Raw genomic sequence first — 26,056 nt, 5'->3', positions numbered from 1 at the left:
AAAGGAATACATTTAAAAAGATTGAGACCGTTTCAAACTTTCTCATTTCCTCCACAGACTTGAGCCTACCTGCCCAAACTTTATCGTAGGGAATAAATTCAAAAAAAACAGAAAAGTGAAATACTAAAACTACTCCAAGTAACCAAAACATGATCACTAACGCTTTCCTCTTACCCATTAACCAATATTTTCAATTTATTAAAAACGTTTACCAAACTATAAACCTTATTACTATTATTCATAAATGAGCCATACTGGAAAAATCTAATATTAAATCTTAAGCAAACAAAAACCCAAAAAGAACGAATTTTCAAGGATCACCTCTTCTCGCCTAGCCCAAAGCATAATCTGTTATATTTTGGCGGCATAGATGCACAAAAACAACAATGCCGCCAAAACATAAGATAACTCGCATATTTCCTCCCCTTTCACTTTGGAAGGATTTATACCTTATGGTTTTTACTAATTCATGAATTTATTTCCGATTAGCTTTGAACCTCTCCAATCATAACATCAACGCCACCGCTTGCGAAGTGGGGGATGTCATTGACTGCCGCTTGGCCTTCAGGCGAACCCATTTGTTTTTGTAATTCTTCAATGGTCTCAAAATACAATTCTGCCATCCTATATTGTGAAGGTTTTCCACCATCTGGTGTCCCAACGAATTTCGTAAACTCAACACGGCTTAAACCTTTAATTTTAGAGGCGATTGGAAGGTGCGTTTCAGAATAGTAAGCCTCAAAGGCTGCAGGATCTACTGGATGGCCATACATTACAACTAATTTTACCATGATTTTTATTTTTATTATTGTGGTTATTTTTTTATAATTATACTTCTTAATATTTCATCAGAAAAAACATTCCAAGAACATGTCATGCGAAAATATTCTTTTCAAGATAAGAATATTTCACTTAGTGAATGTCTGAACACTAATAAAACGCTCACCGTTCACAATTCTTCTTCCTTGACCAATTGAACCTATATTGACACACACCAGGACTCCCCCTCTTATTGATTTCATTTATTTCAATCAATCAGTTACTATTTCAATTTCCATTTGGTTCCATTTGTAATAGGTACTGTGGTTGTTTCCCGCATCAGACCAGATCAAAACCATCTTTTTACCATCTTTACTGATCCATTTTGGACTTAACTTCATGCCATAAGTACGGTTTTCCTCGTCGTCGGGATAAAAAGTATCTTTATAGTAAAACTGATCCCATGGTCCCCAAGGATTTTCTGAATACCAAAAACCAATGCTTCCTGGAAGCGGGCAGTCCCTACACCAGCCGTCCCAATATTCCTTCGTTGGATCCTTAATTCCATAACTGGTCATAATATATAAATCCAGGCCAGCATTGTAAACAACGCTAGGAAACCAGCTAGACCACATCCATTGTTCACCTTCACCCGCTTCAGGATACTGAATCGTAGCCCCTCTCTGACTCATGTCTGAAGTCCAAATAGGTTGATTGTTATTGATTCCCTGAAAATATTCATAAGCTGCTTTTTCCAATATCTTGTCCTTATGCACCCTTGCCAAAGCCAGGTTCCTCGGATCATGCTGTTCGGGAGAATACATGTAAATAAACTCATCCTTAGCCGCTGAATTGGCTTTCCCATTTTGCAAAAATGCAATCCAATTGAAAGCATAAGCCTCTTTCCCCTCTTTAGGCCTCGGATCTTCCTTATGGAAGAAAAAAGCTGTTGAATCCAACTCTTGATAAGACTTATAGTTTTCCAAGGTCCCATCCCAACGGTAAACTGTTTTTCCAAAATCTTTTGTATACAAAAGCCTGTTAGCGGTGGCCCTTCTATACCAGGTATCGGTTTCACTTCTCCAAAGCCACATGTAAATAGTACTATCTACGGCCAAAGTTCCGTAACCATACAATGGAGAGTCTACTAAACTAACGGGCCATCCCGGCATTTTTTTCACTTCAGTGTCAGAAAAGTTTTGATCCCCTGAAATTTGTAAGAACATAGACCCTTCCCAATCTGCCAAACTATTTAATTTCTCTGAGCTTCCCCACCACCCATTTCCATCGTCCAAAATGGTATAAACATTGTCATCAATGGCCCAGGTCTGACACCAGTTGTCACCAAAATTACCTTTTCGTTGCAGAGTTGAAGAATCAAACCTTACACCTATTGGCTTTGTCTGAGAAAAGACTGTAATAGTGGCGGTTAAGAGCAAAATAAGTGTTAAAAATTTTCTTGGTTTCATAGTGCAATAATCAGTAGTGAAACATGTGCAATTGATGGTGAAAGGTTATTGGTACTGCGCCATCCTTTCTGTAGCCACAGGTCGACAATTGTAAAACTATTCTTCAGCAAAATTACTATTTACGGCAAAATACATAAAAATTACTAACGGCTCAAAACAGCACGAAATCAACTAATTCCTTAAATTGGAATTGGTAAATGTATAAGGCTTGGATTTGTCATATTTGCTTTAGGTTGTAAAGCCTTATTAATTGTTAACGAAATAATTCTTTTATGAAAAAACTCGCCATTTGAGCATAAAAATCAATAAAATATTAACTTTCTAAAAAATAATAAAACTTTATGGGGTCATTCTACTCATTGACTTCCTCTTTATATTATACAGCCTCAAAACCACTAATATCAACAATGCAGAATCCACTACTTACCAAAGATGCCTCAATATCCCCCTTAAAGCATTCTAAGTCTGTCAAGCAGTACGAAAGCAGGACAGATATGGATATTTGGAGTGCTTTTAACAAAGGAAATGAAACAGCATTCAATTACATCTATCGGATTTATGCCCCTGCATTGTTTCAATATGGTGGGCAGTTTTCTAAAGATGAAGCGATGCTGCAGGACTGTATTCAGAATATATTCATCGAATTGAGACGTAAAAGAGGCCATTTGGCAGAGGTGAACAATATAAGGGCCTATTTATACAAGACCATGCAAAGAGAAGTGGTCCGATGCATTAACCGTGAAAAACGTACTTCTTACACTACATGTGAGCTTGATGAAGGAATTTTCCCGATAGAAATTTGCCATGAAACCAAACTCATCCAACAGGAATATGAAATGGAGAGGAAAGAAATGATTGTAGCGGCCATGAACCAATTAAGTGCCCGACAGCGTCAAGCCATCTTACTACTGTACGAAGAGGGTATGAATTTCAAGGAAATTACTGAAGTGATGGAATTTAGCGAAGTCAAGTCTGCTCGAAAAATCATCTACAGGGCTTTGGCTTCTTTAAAAGTCCTGATAAAGAACAAATAGTAGAACGAACTAATCAGTGGTCATTTATCCACTTTATATGAAATACGAAGATTATACTATTGACAATTTCTTAATGGATGATTTTTTCATCCATTGGGTAAAGTATCCAAATGAAAACAATCGTCATTTTTGGGAAAAATGGCTAGGGCAACATCCCGAAAAGCGAGAAATAGTGATGCAAGCTGTAATGATCATAAGTTCTGTTCATTACCAGTCTAAGACAGTTATGGATGATCGGCGTTACGTTGAAGCATTCGAAAACATCTTAAAAGCTGACAATGAGTCTGATCTAAAAAAACAGAAAAGAAGGGTAAGCGAAGGGCTTTTAATTTCCCCTGGCGAGGAATTGCTGCCGGAGTAATGATTCTTTTTTGCTTGGGGATCAGCTATAAACTTATCATTAATCCATCTAAAGTCGACCTTTCTGAAGGCAGTACGGTGACAATGATCAAAAGAGTCAATCCTGCTGGCAGGAAATCAATCCTAACCCTATCTGATGGAACAAGGATATTTCTCAATTCAGGAAGTGAAATCAGCTATTCCTCAGACTTTAGTGACAGCTTAAGGCTGGTCAGTCTTAAAGGTGAAGCTTTTTTTGAAGTCCAAAAGGAGAAGCGGCCTTTTGTGGTAGAAACAGGCCAGACCAAAATAAAGGTATTAGGCACCACCTTCAATGTCAACCAAAAGCAAAATGGTGCGCTAACGGTTGCCCTTGTAACTGGCAAGGTGCTTATCAATGATCAGAAAGGAAACGAGATGCAACTTGAACCTTCTGAGATGATGGTAAGAGGCGAAGACGGAGCATTTCATAAAACCGGATTTGATCCTTTGACCCTTACAGGGTGGAAAGACAAAATACTGGTTTTTAGAGAAAATTCTTTTGTTGAGGTCAAGGAAAAAATTGAAAACTGGTTTGGAGTAACCTTACTCCTTGAGGGAAATATTGATGCTAACATGACTTATTCAGGCACTTATAAAGAAGAGAGTCTGGAGAATGTTTTGAGAGGAATGCTTTTCACCTCCGGGTTAGCCTATGAAATTGAAGATAAAATGGTGACAATAAAAAATACTAAATAACATGAAAAATCAAAAAACTAATCACAGCTAAATCAAAAGGCAACACTCATTCCGTGGGGGAACGAGTATTGCCAAATTCAGGCCATTGATTCTTCTCAAAATTAACAATGACCAACATTCAAGTCGTATAACTTAAACTAAACAATAGTATGAATAAAAATGTACTTAGACAATTAATAATGCTGTCAAAAAGATTATTATACGCTTTTCTGGTGCAGTTATTTATGTGCACTGTTTTATTGGCCAACACTGGGAATGCCCAGCGAAATTCAATTGAGGATGTGAAGCTTACGCTACATATCGATGGGAAAAGCCTCGCGAAATTCTTCCGCCAAGTGGAGAACAAAACTGAGTTTAAATTTACTTATAACCATTTTCTAGTAGACCTTGATCAAAAGGTCACTGTGGTGGACACTAATACTGTTTACAAGGTATTGGAATCCATTTCTCAACAGACCCAATTGAGCTTTGTACAGGTGAATGAGAACATTCATGTAAAGCCAGCCACAAGCAAATCAGATAAAGGGGTGGGAATTACCCAGCTGGCCGATGTAACCATTTCCGGTACAATTAAGGACGCTATGGGTGAGCCGATACCTGGTGTGGCCATTTCAATACCGGGAGCCGCAGTGGGCACTGTAACTGACCTGGAAGGCAGGTACAGTTTAACTATTCCCGAAGAATCCACTTTGGTGTTTTCTTTTATAGGCTATGAAACCCAGAGTATACCAATTGGCGGTAGAAGCGTGATTAATGTGACCCTAAAGGAAGACATAGCTTCTTTGGATGAGGTAGTAGTCGTAGGTTATGGAACTCAAAAGAAGGAAAGCCTTGTAGGTGCTATTTCCAAAGTTGAAGGGGACAGAGTAAGATTAGGTGTTCAAGGGGCTGATCTCGGAACATCCCTTAGAGGGTCTACTCCTGGATTGACAAGTATGATTTCAACCGGTGTACCGGGAGGAGTAGATTATTCGGGAAGGAATGGTGAGAATGCCCAGTTATTAATACGTGGACAAAGCACCTGGAACAATTCTTCGCCGCTTGTTTTAGTGGACGGAATAGAGCGTGATATATTGAATGTAGATCCAAATGCAGTAGAATCTATTTCTGTATTGAAGGATGCTTCTGCTACAGCTGTTTTTGGTGTTAAAGGTGCTAATGGAGTTATTCTTATTACTACCAAAAGAGGAAATGAAGGAAGAGCTGTTGTGACTTTCGATACCAAAACAACATTTAAAAACATATCAAGAATGCAAGACGGACAGCGGCCTGCAGATTCTTATCCCGCTGTGCAGACAATGAATAATGCGATTTTAAATGAAGTACAACTCAGACCAAACAGTTGGGATTATATTTACCCTCAGGAATGGGTGGAACATTTCAAAACAAATGACTATCCCTATTATTTCCCGAATGTTAACTGGAGGGATGAAAACTTAAAAGATTATACGATTGATCAGACGTATAACCTAAGCGCGTCAGGGGGAACAAAATTCGTTAAATATTTTACTACTGTTTCCTACCTGAATGAAACAGATATGCTTAAAACGTTGAATGTTGATCCAAACTCAACTATAGAAAATGATTTTAAGCGCCTAAACATCAGAAGTAATCTGGATTTTCAACTTACACCTACTACGATGTTCAGGGTTGGTTTAGCAGGATACTTCTTTGACCAGGGAGTTAGAGGCGGCGGCGATAGTGCCTGGAGAGGTGTATGGGAATCTTCTCCTGAAATCTTTCCAGTACAATATCCTGACGGAACTTATGCTCGGGATGAAGGTGCTTACCTTATGACTAATTCAGTCTATGATTTTGGTTATTCAAGTGGGCAACACTGGGGAGGAACAGGTCTAAATACTGATTTTACACTCGCACAGGATCTAGGTTTTATTTTAAAAGGACTTTCTGTTGAAGCTAAATTGGGATATGATAACTCATCCCGTACTAGTGGGAAAACCACCTATCTGGATGGCCCATTAACTAAATATATTTCGAAGTCAATTGTTGATGACCCAAGGTTTAGCTCAGATCTAAGCGGTTCTGCATTAAGTAACTTGGAAGAGGAATATACTACATGGAACATTGCAAGTAGAACTCCTGGCGCTGACGGATATGATTGGACTCCGTATCCTACGCGTACTTTTTCTCAAAGTATCTTGACAAATAGTACTGTACGCTCAATTTTATATCAATTTCAAGCAAACTATCACGCTGATTTTGGCAAGCACAATGTCACTGGCTTGGGATTAGTAAGCAGAGCAGAAAGAACAATCGGATCTGTTTTCCCCACTTTCCGTGAAGATTGGGTTGGACGAGTAACTTATGGGTTTGATGATCGATATTTATTAGAAGCAAATGCAGCATATAATGGTTCAGAAAAATTCGCTCCAGAATATCGCTTTGGTTTTTCCCTTCAGCAGCTGTTGGATGGATAGTTTCTAACGAAGATTTTTTCGAACCGATCTTACCAATCATGAATACGCTTAAATTTCGTTATTCTAACGGTAAAGTGGGTAGTGATGCAAGTATTGATCGGTGGTTGTACACCAATAGTTATATTGTTAATCCAGCAGGTGGCACTGGCATGGAATTCGGCGCACCTTATACTGTATCTTCACCATACCCATACCGGTATGAAGGAACGATAGCAAATCCAGACATTCAATGGGAAACTTCTCATAAAATTGATTATGGTATTGAAGCTGCTTTTTTTGACAATAGACTTCTTTTTACCTATGACTATTTTACCGAACACCGAAGTAATATTTTCTTATCCGGTGGAGACAGGGTTTTACCCGCATATTACGGTGCTGACCCTGTTGCTGCAAATGTGGGTGAAGTTGATATAAAAGGCTGGGAAATAGAAACGGAATTCAGAAATCAGGCTTCAAGAAGTTTTGGCTACTGGTTTAAATTTGGTGCTTCGTATGTCATTGACAATGTGATTTTCAAGGGTGATCCTGAATTAAGGCCTGATTATCAAAAACAGGAAGGATTCCCGATGGATATAGTCAGGGCTACTTTAAATCAAGGAGAGCATAGTTTTTACAGTTCCTGGAATGATATTTATAATTCTGTGGGAACAGAAAACAATAGTGACTTACTCCCCGGTGATTTTAAGACGCTTGATTACAATGCTGATGGAATTATTAACGCTGACGACAATGTACCAGCTGATTATCCAATTAGACCACAGCACACCTACTCACCTTCTGCTGGGCTATCCTACAAGAATTTTAGTGCGAGTGTAAGTTTTTACGGTGTGTACAATCTTTCTTCTGGTCTAAACTGGAGATATTCTGGATCAAGTTTTGGTTCCAGTGTTGCAAGGATCGCAAACCACTATGTAGACAATATTTGGTCACCTGAGAATGAAAGATTCGGCGAAGATGCGATGAATGCCTCCAGCAGATTTTCGAGTAGAGGAAGACAGGGATTTATCAATTATCCCCGCTATTACTTAAGATTAGAAAATGCTGAAATAAGTTATAACATCACCGGACAGAATGCTCAACTGTTAGAAAAACTTAACATTTCTAATGCCCGGATTTCTCTATCTGGAAATAACTTGCTCATGTTCTCACCTGTCTATCTTGATATGGATAAAGTAAGTCAGCTTTCAAACGTATCAAACAGGCACATGTATCCCGTGCTAAGAAGAGTCAATTTGGGAATGCATTTAGAATTTTAAATAAAAAACTCAAGTTTTATGAAAACAATTTTAAAACCTCATTGGATTCTTTCAATTATTCTTCCATTCCTATTTATTTCTTGTGAAGATTACCTTGATAGAACACCTGAAGCGGATATAACTGAGGAAGATATATTTGGAACGTTTGAATCCTATATGGGATACGCAGATTATAATTATGCAGAAGTAGTGGATCTCTTAGGTCAATATGCTCCCTATGTCCCCTACTGGGGAGGAGAAGGACTTTTTATCTTTAGTGACAAAGTTACTGCTGCTAACAAAGGAGAATATTGGACTTTAATAGGCCGAGGCCTTGTCAACTATTATTGGGTTAATAATCGCCCAAGAATTGGAGATTGGGATAATTTCGGGGAAGGTGGTATCTGGTATGGTGGATGGAGAGGAATACGAAGATCCAATACAGCTTTACTGAACATTGACATGCTACAAGGATCTGAAGAACAGAAAGACATAATCAAAGGTCAGTCCTATTTTTTCAGAGCATATTTTCACCAGCAGATTATTGAAGGGTTTGGAGGGATGCCTTACGCAGATGTTATCTTTGAAGGCACGGATGTCCCCAAACTGCCACGTCTTTCTTACCAGGAAACTGCAGAGAAAATTGACGCTGACATGGACAAAGCAATTGCTCTTCTTCCTGTCGATTGGGACAACTCAATTCTTGGTCAAAACAGCCAGGGAACCAATACCGGTAGGATAACGAAAGGAGCCGCAATGGCTTTAAAAGGGAGATTTTTGCTTTATGCTGCTAGCCCACTTATGAATGGCTTTTCGAATAATGACTTCAGTTATAACGAAGACTTCAGCAAAAGATCTGCCGCAGCTAGCTGGGAAGTGATTAAAATGGCTAACGAGGGTGTATATTCATTGGTGCCCTGGGAAGATTACGGTAGCCTATTTCATAATAATAACGATGGTACAAATGTTTGGACAACTGAAACACTTTGGCTTAAGCCAACTAAGGAGATTGGTTCGCTAATGTGGTCGACGGCAAGATTGCATTGGCACCCCAACTATTTAGGAGCTGAAGGAGGAATGACTACTGCCTCTCAAAATTTTGTTGATCGTTTCGAGATGGCAGATGGGAGCCGATATAAAGTTGAATATGACCAAGACAATAATAAACGTTGGGAAAATAGAGACCCTCGTTTCAAGGCCAATATAGCGGTCGACAGAGATAAAGTAGGTGACAATGTAAATTCAGTCTGGCATGGATATGTTGGAGACGAACCTTCAGCCCGACCAAATAACCAGGCGGCAAGCACCTACCTTATTAACAAATTCATACCCTATGGAATGAATACTTTTGATAATGAGTGGAGGAATTATCAATTCAGACCTTCCCTTATCCGGTTGGCAGAGGTATACCTTAATTATGCTGAGGCAGTTACTGCTGCATACGGTCCATTGGGCACAGCTCCCGGGGCTAGTCTTACAGCTGTGGATGCCATAAATATTATCCGCGAACGGGCTGGAATGCCTCTTGTAACTGAGGCAGCTACAGGCTACGATAGTTTCATGGATCTTGTTCGAAATGAAAGAAGTGTTGAATTGGCTTTCGAAGGCAATGGCTACTGGGTGGATATCCGCAGGTGGTATATAGGCCACCTTCAGGAAAACAAGCCACTTTACACTTTAGATTTTGATAAAGATTGGACGTTTTTTAACAGGAACCTTCATACGCTAAGAGTATTCGATAATCCAAAACATTACTGGTTGCCAATTTACCGTGAGCAAGTTCAATTGTATCCTGAATTTGAACAAAATCCTGGTTGGTAATTCCAAATCAAAACATTACATGAAAAAAATATTAGATATGAAGAATATATCAAGGGTTATTTTCTTAGCGTTTTCCTTAATTTTAATTTTTCAGGTTGTTTCATTTGCCCAAGTGCAAAGAAAAATGATTGTTAAGGACAATGAAGGAAATCCTATTTCAGGCGCTACCGTTACTTACGGTGAAAACAATGAAACAGTTACAACTAATGATAGTGGGGAATTCTCTATAGCATCCACCCCAAATATTCAGATTTTTGTTGAGGCTGAAGGTTACAATGATGGTTACTTTAATTATTCATTGGATGAGGACGCACTTATTTTAACAAAAGGACTTTTTCAAGCAGGTGAAAACGACCTTGTGAATGTCCCCTTTGACATTTTAACCAAACGCCAGATTCCTGGAGCTGTTGGAACAATTAATGTCCCTGACATACTTGATTACAGCCAGGAAAATAGTGTAAGCGATCTAATTAGAGGCAGGGTGTCAGGATTGCTTTCATCGTATAATATTAGAGGTATGGGAGATCCATTAATTGTTATTAATGGTATTCCAATCGACAATGTTTACCCTGGTTGGAGTAATTTGGGTAATGATGAGATTTTTGCGCAGGAAATTGAGGATATAACAGTGATAAAAGATTTATCATCTGCACTATTGTATGGCGCAAAAGCAAAGAATGGTGTAATCCTTATTACCACTAAAAGAGGTACTCCGAATAAAAAGGTTCTTGATTTCAATTTACAAACGGGTGTTAATAAGCCAATCTCTTATCCTGAGTATCTTTCATCATCAGATTACATGGAGCTTTACAATGAGGCTTCTGTTAATGATGGACTTGCCCCAAGGTATTCACAAGAAGAAATAAGTGGAACAAGATTAGGAAATAATCCGCTACGCTATCCGGACCAGGATTATTATAATTCGACTTTTCTTAAGAACATGTCATCCTACCAAAATTTTAATGCGAATATCGCCAACGGAAATGACGTAGGACAGTTTGCTGTAAATATTGGGTGGAGACGGAATAATGGATTAATAAATGTCGGAGAAGGAGAAAAAAGCGACAGGTTTAATTTAAGAACTGCTGTTGACTATGAAATTACCGATATTATAAAGCTAAAGTTCAATAGTTCGTTTATCCTTAATAATTCCAACGCTCCTCGGTATTCCGGTAATTTTTGGTCAAGAAGTGACTTTTGGGGGGTTTCATCAACATATCTCCCCAATTTATATCCCCTCTTGATCCCTGCAAGTGCAGCAAGTGAATATCCAGAGTTAGTAGCAGGTGCAAATTTGGTCGACGGTCAGTATTTATTGGGTGGCACAAATAACTATCAAAACAATATTTATGGAGACTTACTATTCAATGGCACAAGCAAACAATTTAGCTGGTTAATGGACATTAACACAGGTCTTGAGTTTGACCTTAAAGGTATCACTCAAGGGTTAAAAGCTTCTGCTCTAGTTAGTTTCAATAATTATAGTTTCAGTTGGGAAGAGATGCAAAATAACTATGCAACCTATTCCCCCTCTTTTATAGAAGGCAGTAATAACCTATCAAGCATAACCAAGCTTGGTAATGATGTTAGAGTAACGGATCAAACCGTTATCGATGGTTATTTCTATAAAGGCTATGCTTTTTATGGCAATCTTGACTACTCAAGGACTTTTAACGAAGTTCATAAGTTTAATGCAAATGCCATGATTTTCTCACAGGTTAATACCCGTGAGTCACTTTGGACACCTAGCAGATCTGGACATATTGGCTTTCGAGCAAATTACATGTACTCAAATAAGTACGTTGCCGAGCTTACTGGAGCCTATGCAGGATCGCAAATATACTTCGGTACCAATGATAATAAGTATGCATTTTCTCCTGGGATTGGTTTAGGCTGGGTGGTTTCAGAAGAAGATTTCATCAAGAACAATGGTTCAATTAATTATTTAAAATTGAATGCCAACTGGAGTATCCTAAATACGGATGTAAATGTAACAGATGATAAAATAACTTATGATTATTATCGAGCTCAAAGCACTTTTCGTTATGCAAATGGGCAAGGTTCAAATGCAAGTCAAAGAATTTATCCAGGAAATCCCAATCTACTATGGGAGAAAATGATGAATTATAACATTGGATTTGAATCCATGCTCTTAAATTATCGATTAGGTATCCAAGCTTCCTACTTTTATTATAAAAATTATGATTTTGTGGTTCAAAGAGCCAATACACTCCCCGACCTTATAGGTGTTATTCCATATAGCAACTATGGTAGTCAGCAAACTCAGGGCGTTGAACTTGGATTAAATCATTCTTCGAAAATAGGAGGTCTAAAATTAAATATTGGTGCAAATGTGGTTTATTCGGTACCTAAGATTCTTACTATTGATGAACCTTTTTATGCAGATGAGTATCGTATGAGGGCAGATAAACCTATGGATGCAAGATTTGGATATGTTGCGTTGGGTTTATTTAAGGATCAGCAAGACATTGATAACCATGTTGACCAGTCATTTGGTGAAGTACGCCCAGGAGACATTAAATACAAGGATCTTAACAATGATGGAATAATTGATGTAAATGACCAACAGATGATTGGAAATTACACATCAAGAGTTGAGATGGGTTTACATGTAAGATTAAGCTACAAGTCCTTTGAATTATTTGCACTTGGAAGAGGGCAATTTGGGGCAGATGGCTCCTACTCAGGCTCTTACTATTGGGTAAGGGGAGATGATAAATATTCAAACTTTGTATTAGATCGATGGACTGCTGACTCGCCTGACGATGCAAAATACCCAAGACTAACTACAACTACAGGCTCAAATAATTTCAGAAATTCTACCTACTGGCAATACAATACCGATAGGTTTTCATTACAAACCGTCCAGTTGAACTATACCTTTTCAGACATGAGTTTTATTGGTTTAGATCAGGCACGTTTTTTCCTCAGAGGAGACAACTTAGTTATGCTTTCTGGAATGAGCGATGTATTAAATTTAAGGATAGGAAGTGCTCCAAACATGAGATCATTTTCTACCGGAGTTAATTTACAGTTTTGATAGGTGAAAATTAATAAGATGAACAAACTAAACTATTTTATATTGTATCTGGCATGTATAGGCTTGATTTCTTGTGATGACTATTTTCTTCCTGAACCAGACAATACCTATACTGATGAGATTTTGTTGACAAGGCCAAGCTTTGTTGAAGGGCTGTTAATGCAGGGTTATACGGGCTTACCTAATGGCTATAGCTTTAACTCTGAGACCGCTACCGATGATGCGGTTACCAATGACCTAACCTCTGGTTACTTGCGTTTGGCAACTGGTGAATGGTCTTCCCAATATGGGGCTTTAGGTTCATGGAGTGAGGATTATACTAAAATATATTACCTTAATAAATTCCTGGATATTTATGAATCAGCGGATTACGCTGTGGATATCTCAAGACCGGCTGCTGATAATGACATCAGGAACGCCCTTTATTTAAAAAGGTTAAAAGGAGAAGCCTATGGCCTAAGAGCCTGGTATAAATTTGAACTCTTAAGGGCTTATGGTGGAAAAAGTGCGGATGGAGAACTTTTGGGATTCCCAATAGTTGACGAAACACTTTTACCGGAAGACAATTTAGAATTACCTCGAAATACCTACGCCGAATCCGTTGCTAGTATTTTATCGGATATAGATGTAGCTATTGCCAATTTGCCCGATGTATATGTGAATACAGGTGATGCTAATTTCGATGCTGTTATGGGAAGTAAACTTGATGGCCGAATGAATGGAAAAGCGGCGAAAGCTTTGAGATCTAGAGTAGTTTTGCAGGCGGCCAGCCCAGCCTTTTCGGAATCAAGTGACGTAAACTGGGAGCAGGCAGCAAAAACATCAGGTGATTTTTTATCTGAATTGGGCGATTTGTACCAAGGAGGAATAGAATTTTACTCCACTTTAGACAATAAGGAACTGATTTGGAATCAATCAAGACAATTAACACTTGGATGGGAGACACAGAATTTCCCTCCATCACTTTTTGGTTTTGCAAGAACAAATCCATCTCAAAACCTTGTTGATGCATTTCCAATGAACAATGGATATCCTATAAGCCATGAACTAAGCGGTTATGATCCTGACAACCCTTATAACAACAGGGATTCAAGGTTAAGTGCCTATATTTTATACAATGGATCTGAATTTAGGAACAGTACAATCTCCACGTATGAAGGCCAACCTCTAGACGGGATTCGGGCTCAGGAAAATTCTACTCGTACAGGTTATTACCTGAAAAAACTAATGGATGAAAACGTAAGTCTTCGCCCAGGTAATCAGGTTTCAACGAATCACATATATACCCTCTTTCGTGAAACAGAAATACATCTGAATTTCGCAGAAGCAGCTAATGAAGCATGGGGACCCGATGGGGACCCCAATGGCTACGGATTTACAGCGAGATCCATAATGCGAGGTCTACGCGATCGTGCAGGCATACCATCTAATGACAGCTATTTGAATGGAATTAATTCCATCGAAGAAATGCGGATGCTTATCCGAAATGAAAGACGTCTGGAATTGTGTTTCGAGGACTTCAGGTTTTGGGACATACGCAGGTGGAATGATGTGACGACCATGCAGGAACCTGTTAAAGGTGTATATATTACGAATTCTGCAGATGCGTATTCCTATGATTACAGGGAAATAGAAAACCGTATCTATGAGCCTTTTATGATATATGGCCCCATACCATATAATGAAACGCTTAAATACAATTTAAAACAAAATAACGGGTGGTAAGAAATAATTCACTAATCGGCTATAGCATGAAAAAGATAATGATTTATTTGATTTTAGTCATTGGAACAATGGCTTGTAAAGATCAGGAGTTCGGATTTTATGATTACGATCATACTGCCGTTTATTTCCCTATACAGCTCCCACTAAGGACGCTATCTGTAGGAGAAGACAGGATTGATAATACCTTGGATAAAAACCTTCAATTCGACATTGGCGTGTCGATTGGGGGCTTGTATGGCTCAAATGACCACGACTGGACTGTAGATTTCGAAGTTGATAATTCCCTTACAGATAACGTTTATATTGTTGTCAACGATGAAGATCAGAAGGTTCTACCGTTACCTGAAGAATATTATACTTTAAACTCCACATCATTGATCACCATACCCAAAGGTTCGTTTAATGGAATGCTTGGAGTTCAGCTGACCAATGCCTTTTTCGATGATCCAATAGCCATAACCGGCGCTTATGTCTTGCCATTACGCATAACGAAGACCTCAGCTGACAGCATTTTAGTCGGTGCTCCTGCAAATGACGACATACTAAGCCCGGACAAAAGAGACCCTAATGACTGGGAGGCTGGAAAGAGTCCTAAAGACTGGGTGCTATATGGTATCAAGTATATTAACGGTTATCATGGATCCTATTTGCAAAGAGGCCGAACCATTGTTTATTCAGGCACTACTCCTATTGACACAGTTATCTATAGGGATATACATGTTGAAAGAGACAATATTGTTTTTCTTAAAACATCAGGAAAGACTACAGCTACCACTAATTTTATAGGTCAAAACACAAGCGCAACTGGAGGATACGCAATGAACCTGGAATTTCCCAACATGTGGGGAACCCCGGGTGGGGATATTGTCATAACTCCTAGTGAGGGATCTTTATACGCTGTTACCGGAAACGGACAATTTATGGACAAAGAAACCAGCACAGAATCCATTATTGGGTTAGACATGCAATCGATGCATTTGAATTATACTTATGAGGCTGATGGGAATACTTATGTAGCTTCAGACACATTGGTATTTAGAGATAGAGATTTGAAATTTGAGGAGAATTCCATCCTAATCTCCGAAGATTAATTCAACTCTTTTAAGTATAAAATCCAGAAGGAATTCTCTTCACCAATTGGTAATAATAATTCCGTATTTTGTTAAATACGGAATTATTATTTACTCTTCATTACAATCATTGATGTGAGCTAGTAAATTATACCAATCCCTCCAAAAGTTGATTTTTGGAGGGATATATCGATTTAAAATCACCTAAATAAACAATTATACGCCTTGATATTACAACATTTTAGTCGCTTATCTAAAGATAAAACACCTATACGCTCAGTGTTAGCTTTGGTCAGCTTCCACTGATCACGGAACAAAACCCCTTAAAATTTTCTGGATGTGTAGCTAAGTGAATTTAGTGCATCTTTACCCCGATAGACAGTCTATTACGTGATGAAATCGCTTTAAAATCAACTACTTCTTTGCTGCTTTCAATTCTACCTGACGGAAAGGCAAGTTCACCATTGCTCTGCCACGATAAAATCTCGAAACAGCCTGATTTTATGGCAATTGCAACACTTCCCGATGAATTAGGAAATTCTATTGCCTGATCCGGGCTTGATTAATTTTTATGACGTTTTAGGTCATGAATTAAAAATTTAAATTACAATGAAATGAAGAATGCTTTTTTGTCATTTATAATGATATTTTTTTCATTGGCTCTACACGCACAGAGCCCTGAAATTGATTTGGTATTGAACAAGGGTGATATTGAAATCAAACCCAGTTTTAACAACAGCAGTTACTATTTTTATCCTAAAGGGGTTTCAGAGAAGGAATATATCGTTGATTATCGTCGTAAAGGGACACAAATTTGGCGACCTACTTTCAAAACAATCAGTGACCTTCCTCTTGGGGTTTGGAAAGGAAGTATTTTTGGATTGGAAGAAGATACCGAATGGCAATTACGCGTGCGCTCCTCACTAGATAGCAGCCAAATTATCTTTCAAGAAGATTTCCGTACCTGGACGAGTAATCCTCCCATTGCTAAAGTAATCGACTTGAGTAAACTTACAGCGAATAGTAAAGGCGGAATCGTAATTTCCGACGAGGGTAAACCGGATGGATGGATCAAATATACGGCACCAACAGGATGGGTATTGAAGCGGGAATATATCGATAAGGATGCTCAAACTGCAGCCGTCCTGTTTAAAAATGCTAAGTATGTGATTCTCGAAAATGTGACAATTGAAGGAGGGTACAACCATGGGATTGAAGTATTTGAATCGGAATACATACGCATCATCAACTGTGACATTTCCGGATGGGGTCGCCTTGGTAAACAGGTATTTACGAGCAAGAGTTTACGAGGGAATAACACCATTGGTAGATACCTGGACTCGAATGGAAAAGTAATAAATTATGACGCCGGAGTAAAGATTATGAATAGCCTAGGCACGGTAGTAGAAAGATCTTATATACACGATCCACGTCTCAGGGCCAATTCCTGGATGTTCTCGCATCCTACTGGACCTAGTGCGGTATATGTATGGAATTCACGAGGTAGTAATGTAATTCGGTACAATGACATGATAGGCAGTGATGAGCATCGATGGAACGATGTCATCGAATCTTCTGAAAATGGCTCCATCCGGGGAGGTTTTTACAGGGATAGTGATATATATGGCAATTACTTGGCTTTCGGTAATGATGACAGTGCAGAACTAGAGGGTGGCGGTATGAACAATCGTTTTTACCAGAATAAAGTAGAAGGAACCTTAATGGGAGTCAGTACAGGAGCCACTATTCTAGGGCCACAATTTGTATTTGGAAACCTACTGACTAACCTAGGGGATGAAAGCGGTTTAACATTTAACTACTTTAAAAATGGCCATGGAAAACCTCAAGGCGGTAAAAGGTATTATTTAAACAATACGCTTTACGGGTTTAATACAGCACCCTACCACAATTATCATAACCCAATCCCGCACCGGCAACTTGGTTTTATGCGCAATAATATCTTTTCCTCAGCTAATCAACGTCCACCCGATTGGGCCAAATGGGACGATTTTGACAATGATCTATTTTGGATTGAAAATAACCTTCAGCTCTCCAAGGAGCTTTTATCGACCTATCACGAGAATGGTCTGGAAATGAATGGCATGGTGGGTGATCCTCAATTGATAGACCCACTTAAGGGTAATTATCAGTTAGCCACCAATAGTATTGCTAAGGCTAAATCAGTTCCTCTTGCCAACATCACTCCTGAAGGAGAAGACATGGGCGCATTTATAAATGGAATAAACGTTTTACCATTTCGCCCATTTGCTTTAACCGCCTATCCTCAGGAGTTGCAATTTTCTGTTCCTGTTCAGAAAACAATAAAGGAGGTGACACTAAGCTTACCTGCTTCGGAAAAACAGTCAGTCAAATTTGACATTCGACAGAACAAGGTTTCAAACTGGTTTAAAGTAAGTCCTTCTTCAGGGGAAATAAATCCCGGGGAATCCATTAAACTCACCGTCACACTTGATGAAGGCAAACTACGTGGTCGCCCGTTATTTAGAGGGGCTTTTATTATCAAAACGCCGGATGGACTATCACGTCCTATCTCACTTTATGCGAAGGGTAAATTTAAAGAAGACCTAAAACCTTCCGCTGCACCCAATACGGTTTATATCGAGGCTGCTGATCTTCCCGACATGGCAGAGATCACCAGAAAATCCAATGATCCGACGGTTTCTAAAGGCAAATACATTGAGCTAAATGAGGACTCAAAAGAAACATCGATTGAAGCCCAATTTAATATTAAAAAGCCTGGGAGGTATTTTTTACTCATGCGGATGGCTATAAAAATCAATTCAAGACCCCGTAAATTCCAGTTGATCTTAGATGATAATCCAGAAGAAACTTTTCAATATCAACCAGGCTATCGGTGGAGTGTGGCAGATGAAAATGACTTTAGAGTCATGTTTTTGCAAGAATTAGGAGATGAGCTACAAGCTGGGAAACATCAGATATTTATAAAAGATATCGATGGAAATATTAATCTAAATCAGGTGATTATTACAGATAATCCAGGAGTATTCTTTGAACAATATTGGAATCGGGAGCGAGAATAAACAGCAAGCGCAAAGCTCTCGATAGTCTCAAGTCTGAGCTCGCGAAAATAGGTCTATCGCTCCCTTTGATCAACTATACAAGGCAGTTATTGGGTTTGTAACGGACTTATTTTGGTTGATTTAGGACAGTAGCACCTTGATCCTGCTTCTGGTGTATTTGAAATTCAGTTGCCTTTATTAATGACTTATCAATTTGAAGATAAATATAAATTATGAAAAAGATTTTTATTGCAATTGAATTGGTGTTCTGTCTTACTTTGCTTTTCAATATTGAGGGGAAAAGCCAGGGAACATCTGATACTAATTCGTTTGTAGTTAGCTTGAATGATCGAGATTTATCCACCTATGAAACGATCAGTCCTAAGGTGGTAAATTTAAAACAAAACCCAGAGCCAAGACTTCCTAGCCCTTACGTCGTCCCTCCTGCTACTATGTATGTTTCCCCTAGCGGAAATGACAGCAATGATGGCCGAAGTGTCAAAACTCCTTTTAAAACCATTACCAAGGCAGCGGCCAGTGTGCAACCCGGTGATGTGGTTTATATGCGTGGCGGAATTTACCCAATAAAAGTGACCTTCAAAATTTCGGGGACTTCTTCCCAAAAAATTGTCTGGGCTTCCTATCCAGGAGAGTGGGCTATTCTTGACGGATCTGACCTACCCAAATTACCCAAGAGCAAGGATTTCCCAGCAGTGTCTGCTAACCACAATGTTTTCGCTAATTTTACTACTAGAAATGGCCCCCACCGGGGCTTCATAGTATTCGGATCTGACAACCTAATAACTGGATTGGTAGCTCATGGACATAACTTCACTGGAATACAAAACTACAAGGGTAACAACAATATTTACGAGTGGTGTGTGGCTTACGACAACTACGACATAGTTCCGATGTCAGGGGATCCCACTAAGGCGGGAAATAACGCGGATGGTATAGGCATCACAAATGGAAGTGGCAATATTGTTAGATGGAATTTGGTTTATAATAACTCAGATGATGGAATAGACGTTTGGGAAGGATATAATTCACTTGTTGAAAACAATGTTGCATTCGACAATGGCTATGGGCCGGAAGGCAATGGAAACGGTTTCAAAGGGGGTGGACCTATCGGTGGTAATAATGTCTTCCAAAACAACGTGGCTTTTCACAATAAGAAGAGAGGATTCACAGATAACAATGGATCAAATGTTTCCTTTATAAACAATACCGCATTTAACAATAATAGAGGCGATAACACCGGCAAGGCCAAATATGGCGCAAGCTTCCAGGGTACCCAAACAGCAGGCAATGTTTTTAAGAACAATCTTACCATTCCTGGCCCTGGAAATACCGTAGACATCAGCTCTAATTCCTCTCAGGAAAAGAACAGTTGGAACCTGGACATCACTGCACCGCTATTCAAAAGTACGTACCGTAACAATCCCAATTTCCTTCGTCTATCGCCTGCTAGTCCTGCAATTGGTGTAGGCGTGGGCAATGTGAACCTTGGAAGTGACGAATCAACCCTTGATCTTCTCCAGCGACTTGAAGGAGCAAGGATATCGGCAGCAAATAGTCCTGGTCCACAGGAGGTAGTGCAAACCGCTCTCGGTGCTGGCCAGCGCAATCTTTTCGTATCACCAACAGGAAGCGGATCTAGTTGTTCACAGGAAAACCCTTGTAATCTCAGGACCGGAATTAGCCAGTCACAAGCTGGAGATGTCGTATTCTTGAGGGGTGGGCAATACGACTTGCCTGTTGGAAATATTCGATTTAATCAATCGGGAACAGAAAGCAATCCCATAATTTACGAGAGCTATCCCGGTGAGCTTGCTATTTTTGATGGGACCGGTCATGCAAAAGCAGCAAAGGTTCGCATTCAATTAACTGGAAGTTGGATAGTGTTGCGACGAATTGAAGTAAGAAACATGCCACAAACTGGTCTTCGCATAACCGGGAATCACAATTTAATGGATGGAATACATTCACATCATAACTCAGGGACCGGAATTCACATTTTTAGTGATTACGAAGCGTATCCATACGGAGCTGAGGGGTCGTTTAATACCGTTAAAAACTCAATAATTCATGACAACTCGGATGCCGGTCTAACTTATGCAGTTGATAACTGGGGGAACGACGGTGGAGATGCTGACGGCATAAGCATTTCTTCAGGTGATGGGAATAGCGCATTCAATAACCTTGTGTACCACAATTCAGACGATGGTGTGGATTCATGGAGATCTACAAATACAGAATTCGCATACAACATCATCCACTCCAATGGCATTGCTAATGGCAATGGAAACGGAATAAAGGCTGGAGGAGCTAATCAAAGCTTCAACACCTATGTACATCACAATATTTCGTATAACAATAGGGCTACAGGAATTGACTTTAATAGTGGTGTGGATGTCTTGTTTTATAACAACGTCTCTTACAACAACAACTCGGGTTATACTCTTGGCAAAACGACGACTACGGTTAACAATATTGAATTTAGCAATAAAGTCCCGAGTTACCGGAGTGGATTACATCACCATAACAGTTGGAATTTGTCGGATTATACGGTTTCTGCCAGTGATTTTGTAAGTTTGGAACCTAGTTCACCGGATTTCCTGCGATTGAAAGCCGGGTCAGGACTTGTGAATGTTGGATCTGACCTTGGATTCCCATTCAATGAAACTGCTCCGGACCTGGGGGTTTATGAGCAATTCTAAATCCAAACAAATCGCATAGCTTGTTAGGCGGATTTCGGCAATATTGGATTAAAAATTACACCTAATTGATTTAAATTAACTTGAAAATTTTTATGAGACCTTTCAACTTGATCATTGTATTCACTGCCTTATTAATTTGGCATGATGGGTATAGTCAAACTCCAGGTAAGGATGTTACCAATCCTTACGCTGTATCTACCTATGAATGTACTGGCTTGTATTGGACCACACCTGAGTCTGGAACTTGCACAGTGAAATACAAAAAGCCATCAGATTCAGATTGGACAATAGGACTTAATCTGGTGTATGATGACAGAGATGGCCAATATCGAGGGAGTATTATCGGTCTTGACCCTAATACAGACTATCAAGTCGAACTATCAAGTGATCAGGCTAAAACAGCCATGAATTTCACTACTCGATCTGATCAATTCCCAATTGGAAAGACAACATACCTGCCGGAAGGTGAATCGACTGACCCCATCATTATTACAGAATCGGGGACGCCAGAAGCCTACCATCTAATCACTGTACCTGAAAATACCCGCTCCGTAATTAATATGGGCAATGTAGGCAATGAGGGAATACAAATTGATGCTGACTATGTAATCGTTCGGGGAATAGAAGTCCGTAATGCGAAGACAGATGGTATTCGCATCAAGAAAGACAGACATGATATTGTTATCGAACAGTGTTATATCACTTTTTGGGGTAGAATAGGCGGCCCCATCACCTACGGGAATTTAGAAGGTAGTACGGATAGTGGAATTAATGCAGAAAATGGCACCTGGAATTTGACCATCCAACGAAACCTGATTGAAGATCCAAGAGGAGCCTCAAATGATTGGGAAACGGGTCACCCGGCAGGCCCTCAAGGCATTACAATTAGAGAAAGTCTGGGTGGGAATGTAATACGTTATAATGATATTCTTTCCACTGAAGATCATGGATTCAATGATGCTATCGGCGGTGGCTCAAATTACTCCAATGTGGGCAATATGAACCGGGATTCGGATATTTATGGCAATCTGATCCGTAGTGTATGGGATGATGCCATCGAAGTCGAAGGAGCCAATATGAACGTAAGAGTATTTGGCAATTATGCCCATCAGTTTTTCAATGGTATTGCTACGGCTTCTACTACGAAAGGACCAATATACATTTATAGAAATGTAGTTGGAGAAAGCAGAGTAGGACATCGTAACTCCAGTGGAGGGGCTTTTATCAAAACCGGAGAACGAGAACCGTTTGCCGGAGGTAGGAGATATGTTTTTCATAATACGATAGTACAACCTATGGGTGTTACTCATGCATTCTCGGGGCATGGTATTTCTAACACAGTCACAAGGAATAATATCTTTGATGCGCCAGGAAGACTTGCCTCTGATCGTGAAACAGTTGACAATAGCGATTACGACTACGATTATTTTTCAGGTCTATCATCGGGGGTTGCCAAGGAGCAAAATGGTATAAAATTCGGTACCACACCTTCTGGAACCAGACTCTATAGGACTTCGTATTCCCTGGAATATTTTCCCCGATCCAGGATCAATTCTATCGTCTGGGGACGAAAGCCCTATCAGTTCGGTGATGTCAAAAGAAATATTACCGATCCTGTCGTGCAAATCCCTAATCCATTGATTGATGGTGGCATCGAAATTCCAGGATTCAATGCTGATTTCAAAGGGAATGCTCCAGACTTGGGTGCTTTTGAGGTAGGCTCCCGCCCACTGGAATTTGGAAGACGGGCCTATTTGGCCCATGATGAAGGCTGGTCTGCCTGGGAGAGGTAGTAATTGGCATTGGTTTAAGTCAAAACTATTTTTTAGTAACAATTTTTATAAATGAGACTGCTTTCTGAAAAGTATGGCTAGGGATATTTGACCTAGGAAATGATTTAAATCACCAACCTGATTGTATAGAGTAAATATTTATAATGCATGTTAATCTATTAGACAAATAAATCAAATGAATTTCCTACCTACTAATAAGTTCACATCTGAAAGAATCCATTTCTCCTATGGATTATATAAAATATTTTTATCAAGGATTTTGGTTAGATTTTTTTTGATGGGATTGTATCTAACATATATGCCTCTAGCACATGGTCAGTCTTTCATGGACATTAGCGTGAAGGAGTTGGCTGGATTGGATATTCAGCGTGCCGTTACAGGTGGAATACCTATTGAAAAAGGCTCGGCGCCTAAGGGAAGTCATTTTGTTTTATTTGATCAAAATGACAATCCAGTTCCCTGCCAAAATGAGATTTTAGCTACCTGGGAAGATGGTAGCGCCAGATGGGTACTTCTGGATTTTCAGGCCAAACCTCATGCTAAAAAGGCCAGCCATTTCCGACTGAAATGGGGAACCGGTGTGCAGAAAGCGCAGCCATCTACTGGCGTAAGGGTTTCCAAAAATCAGGGGATAGCTATCTCCTCCGGCAATGTAAAATTAGCCACTACTCCAGAAGCTTTGTTGCGAATTTCTGATCGATTTGACGTCAAGCTTGTCATGAAAAACAAATCAAAAGAGCGATGCGAAGCAACAGTCACTTCCTCTAAAGTGGAAACCAATGGAGAAATGCGTTCTACAATGATATTGTCCGGATCCTTTAATGATCCGGCTGGAAAACGTATGGTAGATTTTCGACTTCGAGCCTCCGTCTTTGCCGGCTTGGAACAGTTTTATATTGAACCACAGTTGTTAGTAAATGCAGACACGGGAATTATAGCATATATTGATGATTTGAGTTTTGAAATTGTGCCACTTAATCCCCTACTTAAGGCCACTATTGGAGGTGACCCGGGATGGGTGGGAAAACCTACTGAAAACCAAACGGCTAAACTGTTTCAGGTGGATGATGAAAAATACACTATTGAAGGTAGCTCAGGAAAGGGAAGTAAGGCTCCGGGGTGGATGGAGATTAGCGACCGAAAAGGGACATTGTCTTTTGCACTAAAAGATTTTTGGCAACAATGGCCGAAGAGCCTTGAGGTGAACAATAAGGTAGCTAAACTGGGCTTGCTTCCGGAATTTGAGGAAGGTGCCTTTGCTCATATGGTTCCTTGGTACAAGTATGATTATCTTTTTGAAGAAGACTCCTATCGACTAAGAGTGGGGCAAGCCCGCCGTTGGCAGATTTGGCTTGACCTCTCAGGTGATGGGGCTTCACTAGCAAAGTCTGCAAACCAAAGATTAATACCAATACCTGATCCTACACAGGCTATCAATACGGGAGAATGGGGATTTATTGCTGCTGCTGGCAGCGAAGGAATGGCAACATATGACGATTGGGCGGAAAATCAATTTGAAGGATATCGCCAGTCTATTCAAGAACAACGGGATTATGGTGCAATGAATTGGGGAGATTGGTGGGGCGAGCGAGGAGTTAATTGGGGAAACCATGAGTACGACACCCCATTACATATACTGACTCAGTTTGTTCGAACGGGTGACCCAAAATATTTTTATGTGGCTGAAGAATCTGCCCGTCATTTGAGCGAGGTAGATGTGGTCCATTTTGTGAATGATGATTTGAAAGAATATTTTTCTAAATGGGAATCAAAATCCTATCCCTCAAGACCGGGAATGGTTCACGAACACAGTATAGGCCATGTTGGTGGGTTCCACCCTGTTGAAAAAGTGAAGGAACTCTATGTAGACTTGGACATTGGCAAAGGAAACCCTAATCCTTACCTGTGTCTGGACCCATTTAATCTAGGCCACATATTTACCCTTGGAATGTCCTATTATTATTTACTAACCGGAGATCCATGGATGAAAGAAACAGTGAACCGAATTGGGGATAATTTAATAAAATTGGCGGAAGACAGGACATATAAATTCAAAGGTGGTAGTCATTCCGGCCGGATAAATGGTTGGACCATGCTTGCCTTGGCTGGTGAATACAACATAAACCCTACAAAGCGTTGTTTGAATGCCATGAAACATCTGGCAGACGATGCACTTGCTGAACAAAATGCACATAGTGGTGGCTGGTTGTACAGCCTTCCTTGGGGTCATTGCAATTGCGTTTCCATTGAGGACCGGAAGAAGGGGGTTCCTTCTCACGTGGGAGAAGCTGGTTTTATAAGTTCTATCAGGTTAAACGGTTTGAGTTATTATTATCGACTTACAGGTGATGAACGCATACCGCAAAGTCTTCTCAGGGGAGTAAACCACCTAAACAATGACACTTGGGTGGAGGAAATTAGTCAATGGAGATATACCTCCTGCCCCGCTTCTAATCCTATTGGCCAAATGGGTGTCACTATCATGACCTTAGTTAATAGCGTTAATATCAATAAAGACCCTGAGCAATTGAGAATTTTGAAGAAAGCATGGGAAGCTAAGTTTGAGCGTAACTTGAAAAATTCTGGTAACAGACCGGGAATGGGGAAATCCTACGGCATTAGAATGTATGGTTCTCCTGAAGCAATGAATTTGTTTGTCAATGGAACCCAATAAATCTGATGGTTCAAACCCTGTTTAATAAAATGGGACTGGGAGCATTTATAAAATAAAATTATCGGGGTAGAATGTTTAAGATCAGCTTAATACCATATCCATATAGGATTCCAACAAATTTATTGTCGTTTATTTAACG

At 39.7% G+C, this 26,056-nt stretch carries 15 protein-coding genes; 13 read left to right on the top strand and 2 right to left on the bottom strand.

The window, feature by feature from the left end; translation table 11 throughout:
• Positions 1 to 485: 485 nt before the first annotated feature.
• On the bottom strand, positions 486 to 791 hold the full coding sequence (locus tag ADICYQ_RS17815; protein WP_020892744.1) for an EthD family reductase: 306 nt from the start codon (positions 789 to 791) through the stop codon (positions 486 to 488).
• A gap of 240 nt (positions 792 to 1,031) precedes the next feature.
• On the bottom strand, positions 1,032 to 2,228 hold the full coding sequence (locus ADICYQ_RS17810; protein WP_020892743.1) for a glycoside hydrolase family 183 protein: 1,197 nt from the start codon (positions 2,226 to 2,228) through the stop codon (positions 1,032 to 1,034).
• Between the two features lie 407 nt (positions 2,229 to 2,635).
• Between ADICYQ_RS17810 and ADICYQ_RS17805 the strand changes: the two genes are divergently transcribed.
• From ADICYQ_RS17805 to ADICYQ_RS17745, 13 genes are all read left to right on the top strand, one after another.
• Positions 2,636 to 3,262 carry an RNA polymerase sigma factor gene (locus tag ADICYQ_RS17805; protein WP_040416991.1) on the top strand — a complete coding sequence of 209 codons (627 nt, stop codon included), beginning with the start codon at positions 2,636 to 2,638 and terminating at the stop codon, positions 3,260 to 3,262.
• Between the two features lie 37 nt (positions 3,263 to 3,299).
• Positions 3,300 to 3,623, top strand: a complete 324-nt coding sequence (locus ADICYQ_RS17800) for a hypothetical protein (RefSeq protein ID WP_040416990.1) — start codon at positions 3,300 to 3,302, stop codon at positions 3,621 to 3,623.
• Positions 3,623 to 4,339 carry a FecR family protein gene (locus tag ADICYQ_RS17795; protein ID WP_020892740.1) on the top strand — a complete coding sequence of 239 codons (717 nt, stop codon included), beginning with the start codon at positions 3,623 to 3,625 and terminating at the stop codon, positions 4,337 to 4,339. The genes ADICYQ_RS17800 and ADICYQ_RS17795 overlap by 1 nt, the downstream gene beginning before the upstream one ends.
• Positions 4,340 to 4,488: 149 nt before the next feature.
• Positions 4,489 to 6,777 (top strand): SusC/RagA family TonB-linked outer membrane protein, encoded by a 2,289-nt coding sequence (locus tag ADICYQ_RS17790; RefSeq protein WP_081652389.1) that lies wholly within the window; start codon positions 4,489 to 4,491, stop codon positions 6,775 to 6,777.
• Positions 6,778 to 6,815: 38 nt separating this feature from the next.
• Entirely contained in the window at positions 6,816 to 8,033 is a 1,218-nt protein-coding gene (locus ADICYQ_RS17785) for a SusC/RagA family TonB-linked outer membrane protein (protein ID WP_040416989.1), read from the top strand.
• A gap of 18 nt (positions 8,034 to 8,051) precedes the next feature.
• A complete protein-coding gene (locus ADICYQ_RS17780) occupies positions 8,052 to 9,833 on the top strand; it encodes a RagB/SusD family nutrient uptake outer membrane protein (RefSeq protein WP_020892737.1) in 1,782 nt (593 codons plus the stop codon).
• Between the two features lie 37 nt (positions 9,834 to 9,870).
• Positions 9,871 to 12,894, top strand: a complete 3,024-nt coding sequence (locus ADICYQ_RS17775; RefSeq protein WP_161625616.1) for a SusC/RagA family TonB-linked outer membrane protein — start codon at positions 9,871 to 9,873, stop codon at positions 12,892 to 12,894.
• A gap of 18 nt (positions 12,895 to 12,912) precedes the next feature.
• Complete coding sequence (locus ADICYQ_RS17770) at positions 12,913 to 14,619, top strand: RagB/SusD family nutrient uptake outer membrane protein (protein WP_020892735.1); 1,707 nt, start codon at positions 12,913 to 12,915, stop codon at positions 14,617 to 14,619.
• Positions 14,620 to 14,645: 26 nt separating this feature from the next.
• Positions 14,646 to 15,710, top strand: a complete 1,065-nt coding sequence (locus tag ADICYQ_RS17765) for a BT_3987 domain-containing protein (protein ID WP_146947753.1) — start codon at positions 14,646 to 14,648, stop codon at positions 15,708 to 15,710.
• 593 nt (positions 15,711 to 16,303) lie between these two features.
• Positions 16,304 to 18,751: a BACON domain-containing protein gene (locus ADICYQ_RS17760; protein WP_020892732.1), complete on the top strand. Its 2,448-nt coding sequence runs from the start codon at positions 16,304 to 16,306 to the stop codon at positions 18,749 to 18,751.
• Positions 18,752 to 18,963: 212 nt separating this feature from the next.
• Positions 18,964 to 21,450 carry a right-handed parallel beta-helix repeat-containing protein gene (locus tag ADICYQ_RS17755; RefSeq protein WP_020892731.1) on the top strand — a complete coding sequence of 829 codons (2,487 nt, stop codon included), beginning with the start codon at positions 18,964 to 18,966 and terminating at the stop codon, positions 21,448 to 21,450.
• A gap of 92 nt (positions 21,451 to 21,542) precedes the next feature.
• Positions 21,543 to 23,243 (top strand): right-handed parallel beta-helix repeat-containing protein, encoded by a 1,701-nt coding sequence (locus ADICYQ_RS17750; RefSeq protein WP_020892730.1) that lies wholly within the window; start codon positions 21,543 to 21,545, stop codon positions 23,241 to 23,243.
• A gap of 277 nt (positions 23,244 to 23,520) precedes the next feature.
• Positions 23,521 to 25,917: an exo-rhamnogalacturonan lyase family protein gene (locus ADICYQ_RS17745; RefSeq protein WP_146947752.1), complete on the top strand. Its 2,397-nt coding sequence runs from the start codon at positions 23,521 to 23,523 to the stop codon at positions 25,915 to 25,917.
• Positions 25,918 to 26,056: the final 139 nt, after the last annotated feature.

The organism is Cyclobacterium qasimii M12-11B, from assembly GCF_000427295.1.
Classification (GTDB): domain Bacteria; phylum Bacteroidota; class Bacteroidia; order Cytophagales; family Cyclobacteriaceae; genus Cyclobacterium; species Cyclobacterium qasimii.
This window is presented reverse-complemented; position numbering and strand designations above follow the sequence as displayed.